13 protein-coding genes and 3 pseudogenes are annotated in these 15,308 nt (G+C 65.2%); 5 read left to right on the top strand and 11 right to left on the bottom strand.

Annotation, left to right across the window (positions count from 1 at the left end):
* Positions 1 to 10: 10 nt before the first annotated feature.
* Positions 11 to 6,307 (bottom strand): HAMP domain-containing protein, encoded by a 6,297-nt coding sequence (locus tag ACETMP_RS14715; RefSeq protein WP_375161481.1) that lies wholly within the window; start codon positions 6,305 to 6,307, stop codon positions 11 to 13.
* 280 nt (positions 6,308 to 6,587) lie between these two features.
* Between ACETMP_RS14715 and ACETMP_RS14710 the strand changes: the two genes are divergently transcribed.
* On the top strand, positions 6,588 to 6,881 hold the full coding sequence (locus ACETMP_RS14710) for a hypothetical protein (RefSeq protein WP_375161480.1): 294 nt from the start codon (positions 6,588 to 6,590) through the stop codon (positions 6,879 to 6,881).
* 12 nt (positions 6,882 to 6,893) lie between these two features.
* Here the strand turns inward: ACETMP_RS14710 and ACETMP_RS14705 are convergent, their stop codons facing one another.
* Positions 6,894 to 7,406 carry a DUF4142 domain-containing protein gene (locus tag ACETMP_RS14705; protein ID WP_375161479.1) on the bottom strand — a complete coding sequence of 171 codons (513 nt, stop codon included), beginning with the start codon at positions 7,404 to 7,406 and terminating at the stop codon, positions 6,894 to 6,896.
* A gap of 93 nt (positions 7,407 to 7,499) precedes the next feature.
* On the opposite strand from ACETMP_RS14705, the gene ACETMP_RS14700 reads away from it, so the two are divergent.
* From ACETMP_RS14700 to ACETMP_RS14690, 3 genes are all read left to right on the top strand, one after another.
* Positions 7,500 to 7,694 carry a hypothetical protein gene (locus ACETMP_RS14700; protein WP_375161478.1) on the top strand — a complete coding sequence of 65 codons (195 nt, stop codon included), beginning with the start codon at positions 7,500 to 7,502 and terminating at the stop codon, positions 7,692 to 7,694.
* Between the two features lie 116 nt (positions 7,695 to 7,810).
* Positions 7,811 to 7,942, top strand: coding sequence for a hypothetical protein (locus ACETMP_RS14695; protein ID WP_257177091.1), 132 nt, complete (start codon positions 7,811 to 7,813; stop codon positions 7,940 to 7,942).
* Positions 7,943 to 8,010: 68 nt separating this feature from the next.
* The gene (locus ACETMP_RS14690; RefSeq protein ID WP_257177092.1) at positions 8,011 to 8,217 is read left to right on the top strand and encodes a hypothetical protein; all 207 of its coding nucleotides are present in this window, start codon (positions 8,011 to 8,013) and stop codon (positions 8,215 to 8,217) included.
* A 151-nt stretch (positions 8,218 to 8,368) separates the two neighbouring features.
* On the opposite strand, the gene ACETMP_RS14685 is transcribed toward ACETMP_RS14690, so the two are convergent.
* The 8 genes and pseudogenes from ACETMP_RS14685 to ACETMP_RS14650 all read right to left on the bottom strand — a co-directional run bounded on the left by ACETMP_RS14685 (position 8,369) and on the right by ACETMP_RS14650 (position 14,082).
* Positions 8,369 to 8,623: a hypothetical protein gene (locus tag ACETMP_RS14685; protein WP_375161477.1), complete on the bottom strand. Its 255-nt coding sequence runs from the start codon at positions 8,621 to 8,623 to the stop codon at positions 8,369 to 8,371.
* 230 nt (positions 8,624 to 8,853) lie between these two features.
* Positions 8,854 to 9,321: pseudogene (locus ACETMP_RS14680) on the bottom strand (hypothetical protein); the annotation flags it as partial.
* Complete coding sequence (locus ACETMP_RS14675) at positions 9,321 to 9,668, bottom strand: DUF3147 family protein (RefSeq protein WP_375161476.1); 348 nt, start codon at positions 9,666 to 9,668, stop codon at positions 9,321 to 9,323. The gene ACETMP_RS14675 and the pseudogene ACETMP_RS14680, both read right to left, overlap by 1 nt.
* The gene (locus ACETMP_RS14670) at positions 9,665 to 10,243 is read right to left on the bottom strand and encodes a phosphatase PAP2 family protein (protein ID WP_375161475.1); all 579 of its coding nucleotides are present in this window, start codon (positions 10,241 to 10,243) and stop codon (positions 9,665 to 9,667) included. Before ACETMP_RS14670 ends, ACETMP_RS14675 begins: the two co-directional genes overlap by 4 nt.
* An 83-nt stretch (positions 10,244 to 10,326) precedes the next feature.
* Positions 10,327 to 11,218, bottom strand: a pseudogene (locus ACETMP_RS14665) (SDR family oxidoreductase).
* 201 nt (positions 11,219 to 11,419) lie between these two features.
* The gene (locus ACETMP_RS14660; protein WP_375161474.1) at positions 11,420 to 11,974 is read right to left on the bottom strand and encodes a DUF4142 domain-containing protein; all 555 of its coding nucleotides are present in this window, start codon (positions 11,972 to 11,974) and stop codon (positions 11,420 to 11,422) included.
* 83 nt (positions 11,975 to 12,057) lie between these two features.
* The gene (locus ACETMP_RS14655; RefSeq protein ID WP_375161473.1) at positions 12,058 to 12,285 is read right to left on the bottom strand and encodes a hypothetical protein; all 228 of its coding nucleotides are present in this window, start codon (positions 12,283 to 12,285) and stop codon (positions 12,058 to 12,060) included.
* 8 nt (positions 12,286 to 12,293) lie between these two features.
* A pseudogene (locus ACETMP_RS14650) lies at positions 12,294 to 14,082 on the bottom strand (thiamine pyrophosphate-requiring protein).
* Between the two features lie 138 nt (positions 14,083 to 14,220).
* Between ACETMP_RS14650 and ACETMP_RS14645 the strand changes: the two are divergent.
* Positions 14,221 to 14,595, top strand: coding sequence for a PRC-barrel domain-containing protein (locus ACETMP_RS14645; protein ID WP_375161914.1), 375 nt, complete (start codon positions 14,221 to 14,223; stop codon positions 14,593 to 14,595).
* Between the two features lie 244 nt (positions 14,596 to 14,839).
* Here the strand turns inward: ACETMP_RS14645 and ACETMP_RS14640 are convergent, their stop codons facing one another.
* The gene (locus ACETMP_RS14640; protein ID WP_375161472.1) at positions 14,840 to 15,301 is read right to left on the bottom strand and encodes a winged helix-turn-helix transcriptional regulator; all 462 of its coding nucleotides are present in this window, start codon (positions 15,299 to 15,301) and stop codon (positions 14,840 to 14,842) included.
* Positions 15,302 to 15,308 lie beyond the last annotated feature (7 nt).

Here is a 15,308-nt window from a genome sequence, read left to right as displayed (position 1 = left end):
TGGATCCAACTCAGCGGTGCAGCCACATGCGGATCGCAAGCAGCAATTGATCGGTGTTGACGGGTTTGGCGAGATAGTCGGACGCGCCGGCCTCCAGGCACTTCTCGCGGTCACCCTTCATCGCCTTGGCGGTCAGCGCGATGATCGGAAGGCGGGCGAAAGCCGGATTTTCGCGAATGACGCCGATGGTCTGATAGCCATCCATCTGCGGCATCATGATGTCCATCAGCACGATGGCGATTTCCGGATTGGATTCGACCAGCGTCACCGCCTCGCTGCCGGTCGTGGCCGTCAGCACCTTCATGCCGCGCCGTTCCAGCACGCTCGACAGCGCGAAGATGTTGCGGGCGTCGTCGTCGACGAGCAGGGCGGTCTTGCCGATCAGGTCCTCATCGGAACTGTTCAGCTTTTCCAGCATGCGCTGCTTCTCGATCGGAAGTTCGGTGATGACGCGGTGCAGGAACAGTGCGGTCTCGTCGAGCAGCCGTTCCGGCGATTCCACGCCCTTGACCACGATGCTGCGCGCCATGGTGTGGAGTTCCGCGTCCTCCTCGGCCGAAAGCTCGCGGCCGGTGAAGACGACGACCGGAACGTTCGACAGTGTCTCGTCGTTGCGGATCTCGTCGAGCACCTCGAAGCCGCTCATGTCGGGCAGGCGGAGGTCGAGCACCACGCAGTCGCAAGGCGTCTCGCGCAGCGTCGAGAGCGCACCGGCGCCGGTGTCCGTCGTGACGATCTCGATGTCGTCGTGATGCAGCAGCTCGCGGATCGAGAGCTGCTCGGCCTCGTTGTCCTCGACGATCAAGAGACGCTTGCGCCTGGGACGGGCATATTCCTTGATCTGAGCCAGCGCCGCGGAAACGCCTTCGGTCGTCGTCGGCTTGTTGACGAAGGAGAACGCGCCGCGTGCCAGCGCGTGCTGGCGGTCCTCGTCCAGCGTAATGATCTGCACGGGGATGTGGCGGGTCAGCGGATTGTGCTTGAGCTGGCTCAGCACGGTCCAGCCGAGCATGTCGGGCAGGAATACGTCGAGCGAGACGGCTCGCGGCTGGTATTGCTTGGCGAGCTCGAGCGCCTCCGCGCCGCGGGCGGCGACGAGCACCTTGAAGCCCTTGTCGCGGGCCAGGTCGACCAGTACGCGGGCGTAGTGCGGATCGTCCTCGACGATCAGGAGGATGGTGTCGCCGGGCTCGATGTTGAGCCGGTCGTCGGGAAGCTGCTCGATGACGCGCGGCTGGTCGGGCGCGGCCGTCTGTAGCGCCGGCGGCTGGCTGTGTTGCTGTGGCGCAGGCGCCGCGCGCGGCGCCAGCGTCGGGCCGGAATATTTGAGCGGCAGATAAAGCGTAAACGAGGAGCCCTTGCCCGGCGAGCTGCGCAGATGGATCTCGCCGCCGAGCAGGCTCGCGAGTTCGCGGCTGATCGCAAGTCCGAGGCCGGTGCCGCCGTATTTGCGGCTGGTGCCGGCGTCGGCCTGCTGGAACGCCTCGAAGATCAGCTTCTGCTTCTCCAGGGGAATGCCGATGCCGGTATCGGACACTTCGAACGCGATCACGGCCGGTGCCGAGTTCAGCACCGGGTGATCCGTTCCCCAGCCGCCGATGGCACCGGTGACCTTCAGGCGCACCTCGCCCTCGGCGGTAAACTTGAAGGCGTTGGAGAGCAGGTTCTTCAGCACCTGCTGCAGCCGCTTGGAGTCCGTGACGATGCTGCGAGGAAGGTTCGGGTCGACGTCGATCTTGAACGACAGATTGCGGTTGTCCGCCTCGTGCCGGAACGGCCGCCCGACGGTCTCGAGCAGGTTCGCGGTCAGGATTTCCTCGGCGTCGACCGTCACCGTGCCGGATTCGATCTTGGACAGATCCAGAATGTCGCTGATGAGATTGAGCAGGTCGGTGCCGGCGCCGTGGATGGTGCGGGCGAATTCGACCTGCTTGGCCGAGAGGTTGCCGTCCGGATTGTCGGTGAGCTGCTGTCCCAGGATCAGGATCGAGTTCAGCGGCGTACGCAGCTCGTGGCTCATATTGGCGAGGAACTCGGACTTGTACTTCGAGGTCAGCGCGAGCTCGGTCGCCTTTTCCTCCAGGGCGCGGCGGGCCTGCTCGATCTCCTGGTTCTTGCGTTCGACCTCGACGTTGCGCTCGGCAAGCTGCTGCGCCTTCTGCTCGAGCTGGTCGTTGGTCTGCTGCAATTCGCGCTGCTGGGTCTGGAGCTCGCCGGCGAGCTGCTGCGACTGCTTGAGCAGGCCTTCGGTCTGCATCGTCGCCTCGATCGAATTGAGCACGATGCCGATGGAGTCGGTGAGCTGCTCCAGGAACGTCATCTGCGACGTCGTGAAGGAGACGAGCGAGGCGAGCTCGATCACGGCCTTGACCTGGCCCTCGAACAGCACCGGCAGCACGACGAGGTTCTTCGGCGCGACGCGGAACAGCGCCGAGTTGATCGGCACCACGTCGGATGGAATCTCGCCGACGACGCGCGGCCGCTTGTCGAGCGCGCACTGGCCGATCAGGCCTTCGCCGAACTGCAGCACGCGCGGATACGGATAGATGCCGTCGCTGGCGTAGGAAGCCAGCAGCAGGAGCTGCGGATTGTCCTCGCTCTCGACCTGGTAGATCACGCCGGTATGCGCGTTCACCAGCGGCGACAGCTCGGTGAGCAGCAGCCGGCCGACGGTGGTGAGATCGCGCTGGCCCTGCAGCATGTTGGTGAATTTCGCCAGATTGGTCTTCAGCCAGTCCTGCTCGGTGTTCACGTCCGTCGTGAGACGGAGATTGGTGATCATCGTGTTGATGTTGTCTTTCAGCTCGGCCACCTCGCCGCGGGCGTCGACCTGGATCGACCGCGTCAGGTCGCCCTTGGTGACGGCCGTCGCGACCTCGGCGATCGCGCGCACCTGCGAGGTGAGGTTGGCGGCGAGCAGGTTGACGTTGCCGGTGAGGTCCTTCCACGTGCCGGCGGCGCCCGGCACGTTGGCCTGACCGCCGAGCCGGCCTTCGACGCCGACCTCGCGCGCCACCGATGTCACCTGGTCGGCGAAGGTCGCGAGCGTCTCGGTCATGTTGTTGATGGTGTCGGCGAGGGCCGCGACCTCGCCCTTCGATTTGACCGTGAGATTCTGCTTCAGATCGCCGTTGGCGACGGCCGTGACGACCTTGACGATGCCGCGCACCTGCTCGGTCAGGTTGGCCGCCATGAAGTTGACGGTGTCGGTGAGGTCCTTCCAGGTGCCGGCGACGCCGGGCACCTGGGCCTGGCCGCCGAGCTTGCCTTCGGTGCCGACCTCGCGCGCCACGCGCGTCACTTCGCCGGCGAAGGCGTTGAGCTGGTCCACCATGGTGTTGATGGTGTTCTTCAACTCGAGGATTTCGCCCTTGACGTCGACCGTGATCTTGCGGGAGAGGTCGCCGCGCGCGACCGCCGTGGTCACTTCGGCGATGTTGCGGACCTGTGTGGTGAGGTTCGCGGCCAGGAGGTTGACGTTGTCGGTGAGGTCCTTCCAGGTGCCGCCGACGCCGGGGACGACGGCCTGACCGCCGAGGCGGCCCTCAGTGCCGACCTCGCGCGCGACGCGCGTCACTTCGGCCGCGAAGGAGCGGAGCTGCTCGACCATCGTGTTCAAGGTGTCCTTGAGCAGCAGGATCTCGCCGCGCACGTCCACCGTGATCTTCTTCGACAGGTCGCCGCCGGCGATCGCGGTCGCGACCTCGGCGATGTTGCGGACCTGCGCGGTGAGGTTCGAGGCCATGAAGTTGACGTTGTCGGTGAGGTCCTTCCAGGTGCCGGCGACGCCGAGCACCTCGGCCTGGCCGCCGAGCTTGCCTTCGGTGCCGACCTCGCGCGCCACGCGCGTCACTTCACCGGCGAAGCCGTTGAGCTGGTCCACCATGGTGTTGATGGTGTTCTTCAGCTCGAGGATCTCGCCTTTCACGTCGACGGTGATCTTGCGCGACAAGTCGCCGCGCGCCACGGCGGTGGTCACCTCGGCGATGTTGCGGACCTGGGCGGTGAGGTTGCCCGCCATCGAGTTCACGGAGTCCGTAAGGTCTTTCCAGGTGCCCGCGACGCCGGGCACGTTGGCCTGACCGCCGAGGCGGCCTTCGGTGCCGACCTCGCGCGCGACGCGCGTCACCTCGCCCGCGAAGCGGTTGAGCTGGTCGACCATCGTGTTCAAGGTGTCCTTGAGCTGAAGGATCTCGCCGCGCACGTCCACAGTGATCTTGCGCGACAGGTCGCCGCCGGCGATCGCGGTCGCGACCTCGGCGATGTTGCGGACCTGGGCGGTGAGGTTGCCCGCCATCGAGTTCACGCTGTCGGTGAGGTCTTTCCAGGTACCGGCGACGCCGGGCACGCCGGCCTGACCGCCGAGCTTGCCGTCGGTGCCGACCTCGCGGGCAACGCGCGTCACTTCGCCGGCGAAGGCGTTGAGCTGGTCCACCATCGTGTTCAGGGTTTCCTTCAGCTGAAGGATTTCGCCCGACACGTTCACCGTGATCTTCTTCGACAAATCGCCCTTGGCGACCGCGGTCGCGACCTCGGCGATGTTACGGACCTGGCCGGTCAGGTTCGAGGCCATCGAGTTGACGCTGTCGGTGAGATCCTTCCAGGTTCCGCCGACGCCGCGCACCACCGCCTGGCCGCCGAGCTTGCCTTCGGTGCCGACCTCGCGGGCGACGCGCGTGACTTCGCCGGCGAAGGCGTTGAGCTGGTCCACCATCGTGTTGATGGTGTCCTTCAGCTCCAGGATCTCGCCGCGCACGTCCACCGTGATCTTCTTCGACAGGTCGCCGCCGGCGACCGCGGTCGTGACCTCGGCGATGTTGCGGACCTGCGCGGTCAGGTTCGAGGCCATCGAGTTGACGCTCTCGGTGAGGTCCTTCCAGGTACCGGCGACGCCGAGCACGTTGGCCTGTCCGCCGAGCCTCCCTTCGGTGCCGACCTCGCGGGCGACGCGCGTCACTTCACCTGCGAAGGCGTTGAGCTGGTCGACCATGGTGTTGAGCGTCTCCTTCAGCTGAAGGATCTCGCCCGAGACGTTCACCGTGATCTTCTTCGAGAGGTCGCCGCTCGCGATGGCCGTGGCGACGTCGGCGATGTTGCGGACCTGCGCGGTCAGGTTCGAGGCCATGAAGTTGACGTTGTCGGTGAGGTCCTTCCAGGTGCCGGCCACGCCGGGCACCTGGGCCTGACCGCCGAGCTTGCCTTCGGTGCCGACCTCGCGCGCCACGCGCGTCACTTCCGAAGCGAACGAGTTGAGCTGGTCCACCATGGTGTTGATGGTGTCCTTCAGCTCCAGGATCTCGCCGCGCACGTCCACCGTGATCTTGCGCGACAGGTCGCCGCGCGCCACGGCGGTGGTGACGTTGGCGATGTTGCGCACCTGCGCGGTCAAATTGCCGCACATCGCGTTGACGGAGTCGGTCAGATCCTTCCAGGTGCCGGCGACGCCGGGCACGATGGCCTGGCCGCCGAGCTTGCCGTCGGTGCCGACCTCGCGCGCCACGCGCGTCACCTCGGAGGCGAACGAGCGGAGCTGGTCCACCATCGTGTTGATGGCTTCCTTGAGCTGCAGGATCTCGCCGCGCACGTCGACCGTGATCTTCTTGGAGAGGTCGCCGTTGGCGACCGCGATCGTCACCTCGGCGATGTTGCGAACCTGATTGGTCAGGTTGTTCGCCATCGAATTGACGCTCTCGGTGAGGTCCTTCCAGACGCCGGTCACCTCCGGCACCTGGGCCTGGCCGCCGAGCTTGCCTTCGGTGCCGACCTCGCGCGCCACGCGCGTCACCTCGGAGGTGAACACGCCGAGCTGCTTGATCATGGTGTTGACGATGGTCGCCGACTGCAGGAACTCGCCGCGGAGCGGGCGGCCGTCGACATCGAGCTTGACGGTCTGGAGCAGGTCGCCTTGCGCGACGGCAGCGACCGCGCGTGTCACCTCGCGCGTCGGCCACAGCAAATCGTCGATCAGCGTGTTGACGGACCCCTCCATGTCGGCCCAGGAGCCCGAGGCGAGGCCGAATTTCACGCGCTGCCGGGTCTTGCCTTCGCGGCCGACCACCTGGCCGACCAGCTCGAGCTGCTGCGCCATGCGCTGGTTGGCGGCGATGATTTCGTTAAAAGTGTCGGCGATCTTGCCGTCGATGCCGAGGTAGTCGCCGCTCATGCGCACGGAGAAATCGCCGCTGCGCATGGCCTGCAGGGCCTGCAGCAATTCGGCCCGGGAATCCGGATCAGACGAACCGTTGGTTTTTGGCTTTGGGACGCGACGACCGGAGCGTGATGCAGTTCCGGGATCGATGTCGCTCATACAATTTTCCCCCGCAGACGTCGGCCAGATCCACGGCAAGACGCGATTGGTCAAAATAGAGCGTCAGCCAAATTCGAAATCAAGCGCCAAGGTTGCGGCGCGAGGAAATGGAACCTGTCTTGCTCAGCCCGACGTTAATAACCGCAATCCGCTGAATTGGTTCCACATGGGGATTGAAAACAAACGACGCCGGCGACCTGCCGTCCCACCGGTCCCCAGCGCCTCCTTCGGAACGGAGCGCCGAGCCTCGCGGTTAGCCTGCGTATAGAGGGAGAATAACATGAAAGCAGGACTTGCCGCGCTGATCGCCATGTTGCTTGCCGGGGCGGCCTTGGCCCAGGGCGGCGCCCCCAGCGGCCGCGGGGCGGTGACCGGAGATCCGGCCGCCAGCTCGGCCAACCCCAAGGCGGATTCACCGACCACGGGGACGGCGGCCCGCTCCAATCCCAGCGGAAGCGGCACCTCATCCTCGGGCGGCAAGGACGATAATGGCGATGCGGGCCGGGACAAGATGCCGGAGAGCAACCGCACCGTGCGGCCGGAGAGCCAGCAGCATCATCCGAACAGCAAGTAAGGAAACAAGGCGCTACTTGTCCGCCATGGTCCGCTCGGCATCCTTGACTTGCGCGCGCAGCAGCGGAAGCTGCTCGCGCGCGAAGGCTGCGAGGGCAGCGTTGTCAGGCGCCTTCAGATAGCTTTCGAGCAGCGTGATGGCCGATTCATATTCGGGTATCTGCGAGGCATAGAAGCTTCGGACGTAAGATGGTCCGTCCGAAGTTTCGGGCTCGATCAGGCTGGCGGCGACGGACTCAGTCTTGCCGACGCGGGGCTCAGCGCCGATCGTCTGCTGAATCTGCTTGAGAGCCTTGTCGCGTTTGGCCGCTTCCTCGGCGCGCAGGGCGGCGAGGTTCTTGACCTCGGCGTTGCCCTTCAGATCGGTGCTCTCCAGCAGACCCTGCTGAAAGCGGCTGAAATTGTAGAGCCCACCGATGACGTCGGTGGCGCTCGGAGGGCGGTCGAGCGGCTTGCGTTCACCAGTGCTGTCGGCAAGCGCAATGGTGCTGATCAATGCCATCATGATGGCGACGAGAACTCGCATCGATATCAATCGCGGATGGCGGGTGAAGTTCCCCGAACGTTACGATGCGGTAAGGGCATTGCGGCCCGCGAGTTCCGTCCCCACGTCTTTCCCATGAAACAGTCTGACATCTTCAGAGATAACGCCGACAATTGCCTTCAGCTCGCGGAGCGCGCCGAAGGACAACCTGCGCATAAGCGCTATTCGCGCATGGCGGACGCCTGGACGGCGCTGGCCCACGAGCAGGATTGGCTGGATGGCGAGGTCCCGCCCGTTGCCGCTCGCTTCCCTCAACATCAGGACGCGTGAGCGTTCTCCGCTTGGTAAATCCGGGTGTGAGATTGCGCACGGAATGCGAGCGGCCCATCCGGGATGATCGGGAATGGTCAATCGCGTCGGTCTCGATTCCAGAAGGAGGTTTTGCGATGGCTCCACGTCTGGCTCTGCTTTCACTCGTCTTCGCCTTTGGCGTCTCGGTTGCGTTCGCGACGGTGACGACGGTGCGCCAGGTGCATCTGGAGAATGCATCGGCCGCGGTCCATGCGACGCGCAGCTAGGGCCCGCCGGAACATTCGACGCCGCAGCGCGTAAGCGCTTCGACACATCATGAGAGGCGAAGGCACACATGGCCCATTCCGACCACGGCATCGTCAAGGACGAGCGCGCTGAGGAGCAGCCCCGCGACAAACAGCGTGCACAGTCCGTGCACAAGGCGGATCCGAAGGGTTCCCCCTCGCGCGAGGCGACGCGCGATCCGAAATTGAACGATAACAGCAAGACGCCGGGCTCCGGCATGACGCCGGATGATTCCGGCGGTGCGCCGAGCGGCTAGACCGAACTCCAGCTTTCGTGCGGGGAACGAGATCCCCGCGCGTGGAGTCGACAGGTTGCTTCCGGTTGGCATGCCCCCGGTGCGCCGGAAGCAATCTCCAAGGACGGCCCTGGCACCCACGGTGCCGGGGTCGTTTGCTTGTGGCCGGCTTCTACGGCTCAGTCCCGGTGCCGCCTTCGGGATCTCCGTGGGTATGCCCGTCGGGTCCCCGGCCGAATACGCCAAAGCTGCTCGACTTCACACCAGCCGCCGCCTCGACGCTGGCTGCGGCCAGTCCAGATCTGAGAAGCTCGCGGACCGCTGCGGCCCGCGTCGGCATGCGGTGCTTGAACCGGAAATCGTCGAGGGCGGCCAATTCCTCCGGCGAGAGCATGACCTGAAGGCGCTCAGCGCGAAGCTCGTTCATGGTCCATCACAAATTGAGTAGGTTGAGTAGGTTACTCAACGAACCAACTTGGCGCGGGTTCCATGGGAGGCGAGGGGTCCCGGACGGCATAAAAAACCAAGTATAGTCAATGGCATCATGTTTGAAACGAGGCCAAGAGCCGGGGCGGACAATGCCGGCGCGCCTGCGCATCGATCGACCTCTGACCGCTGCGAGACGTATGGCTGCCTGATGCTGGGGAGGATGCTGCGGCGCCTCGCTGAAGGCGCGATGCGCTCGGCCTGCGCCGCGCTGGAGGTGATGCGAAGCTTTCGCCTCAGCCACCACGCCGAGACCGCCACCGCCGCCCATACCAGAATGGCGGCGACGAATGCGCCGATCGCGGTCGTCGACACCACGACGTAGAAGACCGCCGCGAACGCTGCAAGACCGATGCTTCCGAGGCCGGCACCCGCCGCGTCGAGCGCCGCGGCCTGCTGCCCGCGCCTGACTCCGCTGAGGCCGGCCTTTTCCTTGGCGCGCCGCTCGTGGCTTTCGATCAGCGTGGCGCTGGCGCAGAAGACGGCGGGTAGCGCGAGGAAGAGTCCGCCGACGGAGACGCCGAAACGCGAGCTCACGGCCCCGGTGAGAACCGCCGCCAACCCGCCGAGCAGAAAGCGAACGCCATATTCGTACCATCGCGTCTGCTTCAGCGCCGATGGAGACAGCTTGACCAGCATCAGGCCGCACCTCCGAAGCCCGCGAGCAGACTGAAGGCGACGACGAGCCACACCGCAAGAGCGGCGATGGTGGCCGGCAACGCAGCGAGACGAAACCTCATCAGGAGATGGCAGACGGCGAGGCTGTAGCAGGCGAGCGCGAGGGCGCCGTAGATCATCGTCCAGCTCTCGGCGGCGGCATATTGCGGGCCGTGCTGGACGATGGCGATGCTGAGCGTGGCCAGCGCGACTGACGGAGCTGCGCCGAGCAGCCCGGCAAAAGTCTTCGGTCGCAGCATGTCGCCCAAGATCGCGAAAGCGGAGACGATCAGACCGCCGGCGATGAAGCGCACGAGATATTCGGTCATGGCCGTATCCACGAGGCTCGAGGCGGCCGCTTCGCCAACGTGAACGGCCGGAACAGTCGCTCGACGACGACGCCAAGCGTGAAGCCTGCCACCACGTCGCTGGCCCAGTGCGCGAGCAGCGCAACGCGGGTCAAGGACAGCGCCACGGCGAGGCCGCGCGCCAGCCGCCGCCGGACAGGCGGCAACAGGCCCGCCGCCGAAGCGAGTGCGCCCATATGCATGGCGTGACCGGACGGGAACGCGTCGCCGGATCGTCCCGAGAAGGGCACACCACGCCGGTGGCCGCTGACCGTCAGCCGGTCCGGTCGGGTCTGATCGAACACGGATTTCAGAAAATGCGGCAACACCGCGCTCGCCAGCGAGACCAGCAGAACATGATCTGCCATCGGACGCTGCTGCGGTCGCCTCAGTTGCGTGTAGAGCCATCCCGCAGCGGCCAGCGCGACGAGCACGTGCTCGTCGGCACCCCAGGTCAATATCTGGGCGGCGTGCTCGAGCCCTGCATTGGTATTGTCTGCGATCTCGTTCGCGATCGCCCTATCGATCCGGCTCGGATTGACTGTTACGAGCGCCATCGGTCAACCGGCGATGTTTCCTCATGACAGTTTTGTAAAAACGAAGAGACGAGGATCGTTCCTGCATTCCAGCGTTCGTTCTGCTACGGCTGGCCTGATCCACCCGCAGCGCCGTAGACCTGGCCGGTCGCATAGCTGGCGTCGGCGGCGGCAAGCTGCACGTAGATCGAGGCCAGCTCGACCGGTTGGCCGGGGCGGCCGAGCGGTGTCATGCCGCCGAATTTCTCGAGGCTTCTCCATCGTAGCCCCGCCGGAAACCTGGAGCGGCGTCCAGATCGGTCCCGGCGCGACGCCGTTGACCCGGATGCCCTTGGAGGCGAGCTGCTTGGCCAGCGACTTCACGTAGTTCATCGTCGCCGCCTTGGTCTGCGCGTAGTCATAAAGATCCGGCGAGGGATCGTAAGCCTGCTCGGAGGTCGTGCCGATGATGCAGGCTCCGGGCTTGAGATGCCGGAGCGCCGCCTTGGTGATCCAGAACGGCGCGTAGATGTTGGTCTTCATGGTGGCGTCGAAATCCTCCGAGGAAACGTCCAGGATGGAGGCGCGGGCCTGCTGCCGCGCCGCGTTGTTGACGATGATGTCGAGGCCGCCGAGGCCTTGTACCGCCTGCTCGACCAGCTTGTTGCAGAAGGCTTCGTCCGTGAGGTCGCCGGGAATTGCAAGTCCGATGCGTCCTTCCTTCTTGATCAATGCGATCACCTCCCGTGCGTCGGGTTCTTCCGCCGGCAGATAGTTGATGGCGACATCGGCGCCTTCGCGGGAATAGGCAATCGCGGCGGCGCGGCCCATGCCGGAATCGCCGCCGGTGATCAGGGCTTTGCGGCCGGCGAGCCGGCCGGAGCCCTTGTAGCTGGTCTCGCCATGGTCAGGCCGCGGCTCCATCTGGCCGGCGAGGCCCGGCCAAGGCTGCGACTGCTTCTTGAACGGCGGCTTCGGATAGCGGCCGACCGGATCGATCAAGGCGTGCTCGGCCATGGAGCTCTCTCCTTTCGCTGTGGACGCCAGCGAGGCTGCGGCGAGCGTTGCGCTCGCGGCGTGCATGACGTGGCGGCGGGACAGTGGGGTCTTGATGTGGTTCGACATGATGCTCTCCGCGATGGTCGAAGCTCAATGCGCGGAGCCGGTCGACGTGCCAGGCAAAGGACGCCGGGCAAGCCGGCGTCCTTCAGCAATGCGTTACTTGGTGGACTGGCCGACGCTCGGCGCCTTGCCGAGCTCCTTGGCCATGTCGAGATGGTGCTTCAGGGCGGGCAGCGTTTTGCCGGCCCAATCCTTCAGCTCGGCATTGTCGCCGCCCTTGGCGTAGCGCTCGAACAGCGAGACGGCGTCTTCATGGGCGCTGACCTGGTAGGAATTGTAGTCCGAGCTGAAGTCCTTGCCGTTCGCGCTCTTGAGCTTGTCGAGCTTGCTCTGGTGTGAGCTGTCGAGCTGTGTCGGAAGCGTGGCCTGGATCTTCTTTTCGCCGACCAGACCCTTGAGCTCGGTGCTGGTCTTGGTGTGATCAGTGATCATCTGCTGCGCAAAGCTCTTTTCCTGCGCGTTGCCCTTCTGCTGGGCAAGCTTGCTCGACTCGATCTCGAACATGTCGCTGATCGCGACCTGCTTGACGAAGTCGGGGGTGGAAGGCGCGACGCCGAGCGCCGAATTGACGCCGGTCTTCTCGCCCAGCGATTGGGCGAGCGCGGGGCCTGCGAGGAGCACGCAGGCAAGGGCGATGATGGTGCGTTTCATGGTCAAATCCTCGATAGGTCGCGCGACCACTTGCCGGCGACATTGCGCCGACCAACACGCCGAGGGCGCCGAGGTTCCTAATGCTAATCTGCGGGATTGCGCCCGGTGCGCGGATTGATGGGGTCGGTCGGCTTGCGCCGCAATCGCTCCGGCAGGAACGGCTCGGCCGCCGTTGCGGTCGCATCGGCACGCACGTCGGCATGGCGCTGCGCGCGCTCATGCGGCGTCGTGTTGTCGGTGATCTGCCGTTTGACGTCGAGGCCGTCGACGGGGTCGTTGACGCCGTGCTGGATATCGCGGAAATCGCTCATGGTTCACCTCATTCCTTTCCAGGCAGGATGGTTTCGAGCACCTGCCGCGCCGCTCCCTTGATCATCCCGCCTTCGTTCGGATCGCCCTTCATCAGGGCGAGGGAGAAGTTCTTGGCCTGTTGCAGCGTGATATGCGGCGGCAGCGGCGGCACCTCGGGATCGGTCTTCACCTCCAGCACGACCGGCATCTCGCTCGCTAGTGCCTGCTCCCAGGCCGTGCCGAGCTGCTCGGGGCTGTCGACGAAGATGCCGCGCAGGCCGATCATCTCTGCGAACCGGGAATAGGGCACGTCCGGAATGCGCTGCGAAGCCTCGAACTTGGGATCGCCGTTGATGACACGCTGCTCCCAGGTCACCTGGTTGAGGTCCTCGTTGTTGAAGACGCAGACGATGAAGCGCGGATCCCTCCAGCTGCGCCAGTACTTCGCCGCGGTGATCAATTCGGCCATGTTGTTCATCTGCATCGCGCCGTCGCCGACGAGGGCGATCACCGGCCGATCCGGATGGGCGTACTTTGCGGCGAGCGCATAGGGCACCGCGGCCCCCATCGAGGCGAGGCCGCCGGACAGCGAGGCAATCATGCCACGCCGCATCTTCAGGTCGCGCGCGAACCAATTGGCGCAGGAGCCGGAATCGCTGGTGACGATCGCGCGCTCGGGCAGGCGCGGGGACAATTCCCAGGCCACGAGCTGAGGATTGACCGGAGCCGCGGGCTGATGGGCCCGGCCATCCAGGGTCTTCCACCATTTAGTGACGTCGTCTGCGATCCGCTGGCGCCAGGCGCCGTCGCTCTTGGGCTTCAGTCGCGGCAACAATGCGCGGAGCGTCTCCGCAGCATCGCCGACGAGACCGACCTCCATGGGAAAGCGGATCGACAGCATGCTGGCGTCGATGTCGATCTGCACGCCGCGTGCGGCGTCTTCCTTCGGCAGGAACTCGGCATAGGGAAAGGCCGAGCCGACCATCAGCAGCGTGTCGCACTCGCTCATCATGTTGTAGCTGGGCTCGGTGCCGAGCAGGCCGATCGAGCCGGTGACCCACGGCAGGTCGTCGGGCAGCGCGGCCTTGCCGAGCAGCGCCTTGGCGCAGCCGGCCGACAGCCGGTCAGCGACGGCGATCACCTCGTCGGTGGCGCCCAGCGCGCCGGCGCCGACCAGCATGGCAACCTTCCTGCCGGCATTGAGGACCTCCGCGGCGCGATCGAGATCGGCCTCGCGCGGCGTAATGCTGGGGGCGCTGTAGCCGATGCCGGAATGCAGCGTGCCGTGGGCGCGAGGCGGGCTTTCGTAAGGCTCCTCCTGCAGGTCGTTGGGCAGGATGATCACCGTGGGGGGTCCGCCGCGCCAGCGCGATCCGAACCGCGCGATCGATCAGGTGCCGCACCTGTGCAGGCGAGGATGCCTGCATGACGTAGGCGCCGGCGACGTCCTTGAACATCGAGAGCAGGTCGAGCTCCTGCTGGTAGTGCCCGCCGAGGGCATTGCGAGCCTGCTGGCCGACGATCGCCAGCACCGGCTGGTGATCGAGCAGCGCATCGTAGAGCCCGGTGATGAGATGCGAGGCGCCCGGTCCCGAGGTCGCAATGCAGACGCCGAGTTCCCCCGAGAATTTTGCGTAAGCGGTCGCCATGAAGGCCGACATCTCCTCGTGCCGCGCCTGGACGAAGCCGATCTTGCCTTCGGCCCGGTTCATCGCGCCGAACACGCCGTTGATGCCGTCGCCGGGATAGCCAAAGATGTGGTGCACGCCCCATTGGTGCAGACGCTGGACGATGAAATCGGAGACGGTCTGGGACATCGCGCGAACCCTGGCTGAGTGTGTGAGCTCAGAGAACGGCTCCTTTCCTGCGATGTTCCTGGCCACCTCCGGGAACGCGCTCGGAACGATCGCCGCCCCCTCGCGATTGATTCACATATGGCTGAGTGGAGAATGACGATGCTGCATCAGGGTGAACTGGACCGCGACGAAATGGGCCGGCTGATCGGAAGCGACAAGGTCGAGGGAACATCGGTGTTCGGGGCCGATCGGAACAAGATCGGCTCAATCGAACGGGTGATGATCGACAAGATCAGCGGCAAGGTCTCCTACGCGGTGCTTGGTTTCGGTGGATTCCTCGGCCTCGGCAATGATCATTATCCGTTGCCCTGGCAATCCCTCAAATACGACACCGAACTGGGCGGCTACATCACCGCGATCACGGCCAAGGATCTGGAAGGTGCTCCGAAATACGGCGAGAAGACCGACTGGAACTGGAGCGATGACGCAGCCGTGCGCGGCATCAATGCCTATTACGGCGTCCCTTTCGCGTAGAAGGATCAACCGATGAGCAAGGAACGGCCTACCGACGATCCCCGTGATCAGAACGATTGGGGTTCGCACAGGCAGACGGACAAGCCCTGGAAGGGCAACCCCGAAAAGGAGCAGGGATCGGACGAGGTCAAGCCCGATCTCGAGGAAATGGCATCGGACCAAGACGCACTGAGACAGGTGCCGTCTTTCTCAGACTATCGAGGCGAGCACGGCGCGGACTTGCGAGCGGGCCTGGGGCCTTTACTCACCCCGCGGCCTGCTGCCCCGGCCCCGCATGCACGTGCACCTGTTTGGCGTTTAGCGCCTCGCCGCATTCCGAGCACACCATGATTGGGTCGAACAGCTGGCCGCAGCTCTTGTGCTGATGCAGCATCGGGCGGCCGCGCTCGTCGCCCATGTGTGTGTCGCCCCAATGCACCATCGCCATGATGATCGGGTAGAGGTCGAGACCCTTTTGCGTGAGGATGTATTCGTAGCGCTTCGGCGCCTCGGAATAGGGGACGCGACGCAGGATGCCGAACCGCACCAGCTTCTTCAGCCGCTCGGAGAGCAGGTGCCGAGTGATCTGAAGCGACGATTGAAAGCCCTCGAAGCGGCGCACGCGCAAGAAGCATTCGCGCAGGATCAGCAGCGTCCAGCGGTCGCCGACCACGGCCACTGTGCGGGAGAGCGAGCAGGGCTCTTCGTCCAGCGTGTCCCATTTCATGATGCCA

Origin of the sequence: Bradyrhizobium dasycarpum (assembly GCF_042019905.1) — a bacterium.
Classification (GTDB): Bacteria; Pseudomonadota; Alphaproteobacteria; order Rhizobiales; family Xanthobacteraceae; genus Bradyrhizobium; species Bradyrhizobium japonicum_B.
Note: the sequence above shows the minus strand (reverse complement) of the source record. Positions and strands in the feature narration are given on the sequence as shown.

What these genes read in the sequence shown, in the direction of transcription:
- ACETMP_RS14690 (WP_257177092.1), top strand. Translation starts at nt 8,011, where the DNA reads ATGGCCCATTCCGACCACGGCATCGTCAAGGACGAGCGCGCTGAGGAG.
- ACETMP_RS14710 (WP_375161480.1), top strand. Translation starts at nt 6,588, where the DNA reads ATGAAAGCAGGACTTGCCGCGCTGATCGCCATGTTGCTTGCCGGGGCG.
- ACETMP_RS14700 (WP_375161478.1), top strand. Translation starts at nt 7,500, where the DNA reads ATGAAACAGTCTGACATCTTCAGAGATAACGCCGACAATTGCCTTCAG.
- ACETMP_RS14660 (WP_375161474.1), bottom strand. Translation starts at nt 11,974, where the DNA reads ATGAAACGCACCATCATCGCCCTTGCCTGCGTGCTCCTCGCAGGCCCC.
- ACETMP_RS14670 (WP_375161475.1), bottom strand. Translation starts at nt 10,243, where the DNA reads ATGGCGCTCGTAACAGTCAATCCGAGCCGGATCGATAGGGCGATCGCG.
- ACETMP_RS14695 (WP_257177091.1), top strand. Translation starts at nt 7,811, where the DNA reads ATGGCTCCACGTCTGGCTCTGCTTTCACTCGTCTTCGCCTTTGGCGTC.
- ACETMP_RS14645 (WP_375161914.1), top strand. Translation starts at nt 14,221, where the DNA reads ATGCTGCATCAGGGTGAACTGGACCGCGACGAAATGGGCCGGCTGATC.
- ACETMP_RS14675 (WP_375161476.1), bottom strand. Translation starts at nt 9,668, where the DNA reads ATGACCGAATATCTCGTGCGCTTCATCGCCGGCGGTCTGATCGTCTCC.
- ACETMP_RS14655 (WP_375161473.1), bottom strand. Translation starts at nt 12,285, where the DNA reads ATGAGCGATTTCCGCGATATCCAGCACGGCGTCAACGACCCCGTCGAC.
- ACETMP_RS14715 (WP_375161481.1), bottom strand. Translation starts at nt 6,307, where the DNA reads ATGAGCGACATCGATCCCGGAACTGCATCACGCTCCGGTCGTCGCGTC.
- ACETMP_RS14640 (WP_375161472.1), bottom strand. Translation starts at nt 15,301, where the DNA reads ATGAAATGGGACACGCTGGACGAAGAGCCCTGCTCGCTCTCCCGCACA.
- ACETMP_RS14685 (WP_375161477.1), bottom strand. Translation starts at nt 8,623, where the DNA reads ATGAACGAGCTTCGCGCTGAGCGCCTTCAGGTCATGCTCTCGCCGGAG.
- ACETMP_RS14705 (WP_375161479.1), bottom strand. Translation starts at nt 7,406, where the DNA reads ATGCGAGTTCTCGTCGCCATCATGATGGCATTGATCAGCACCATTGCG.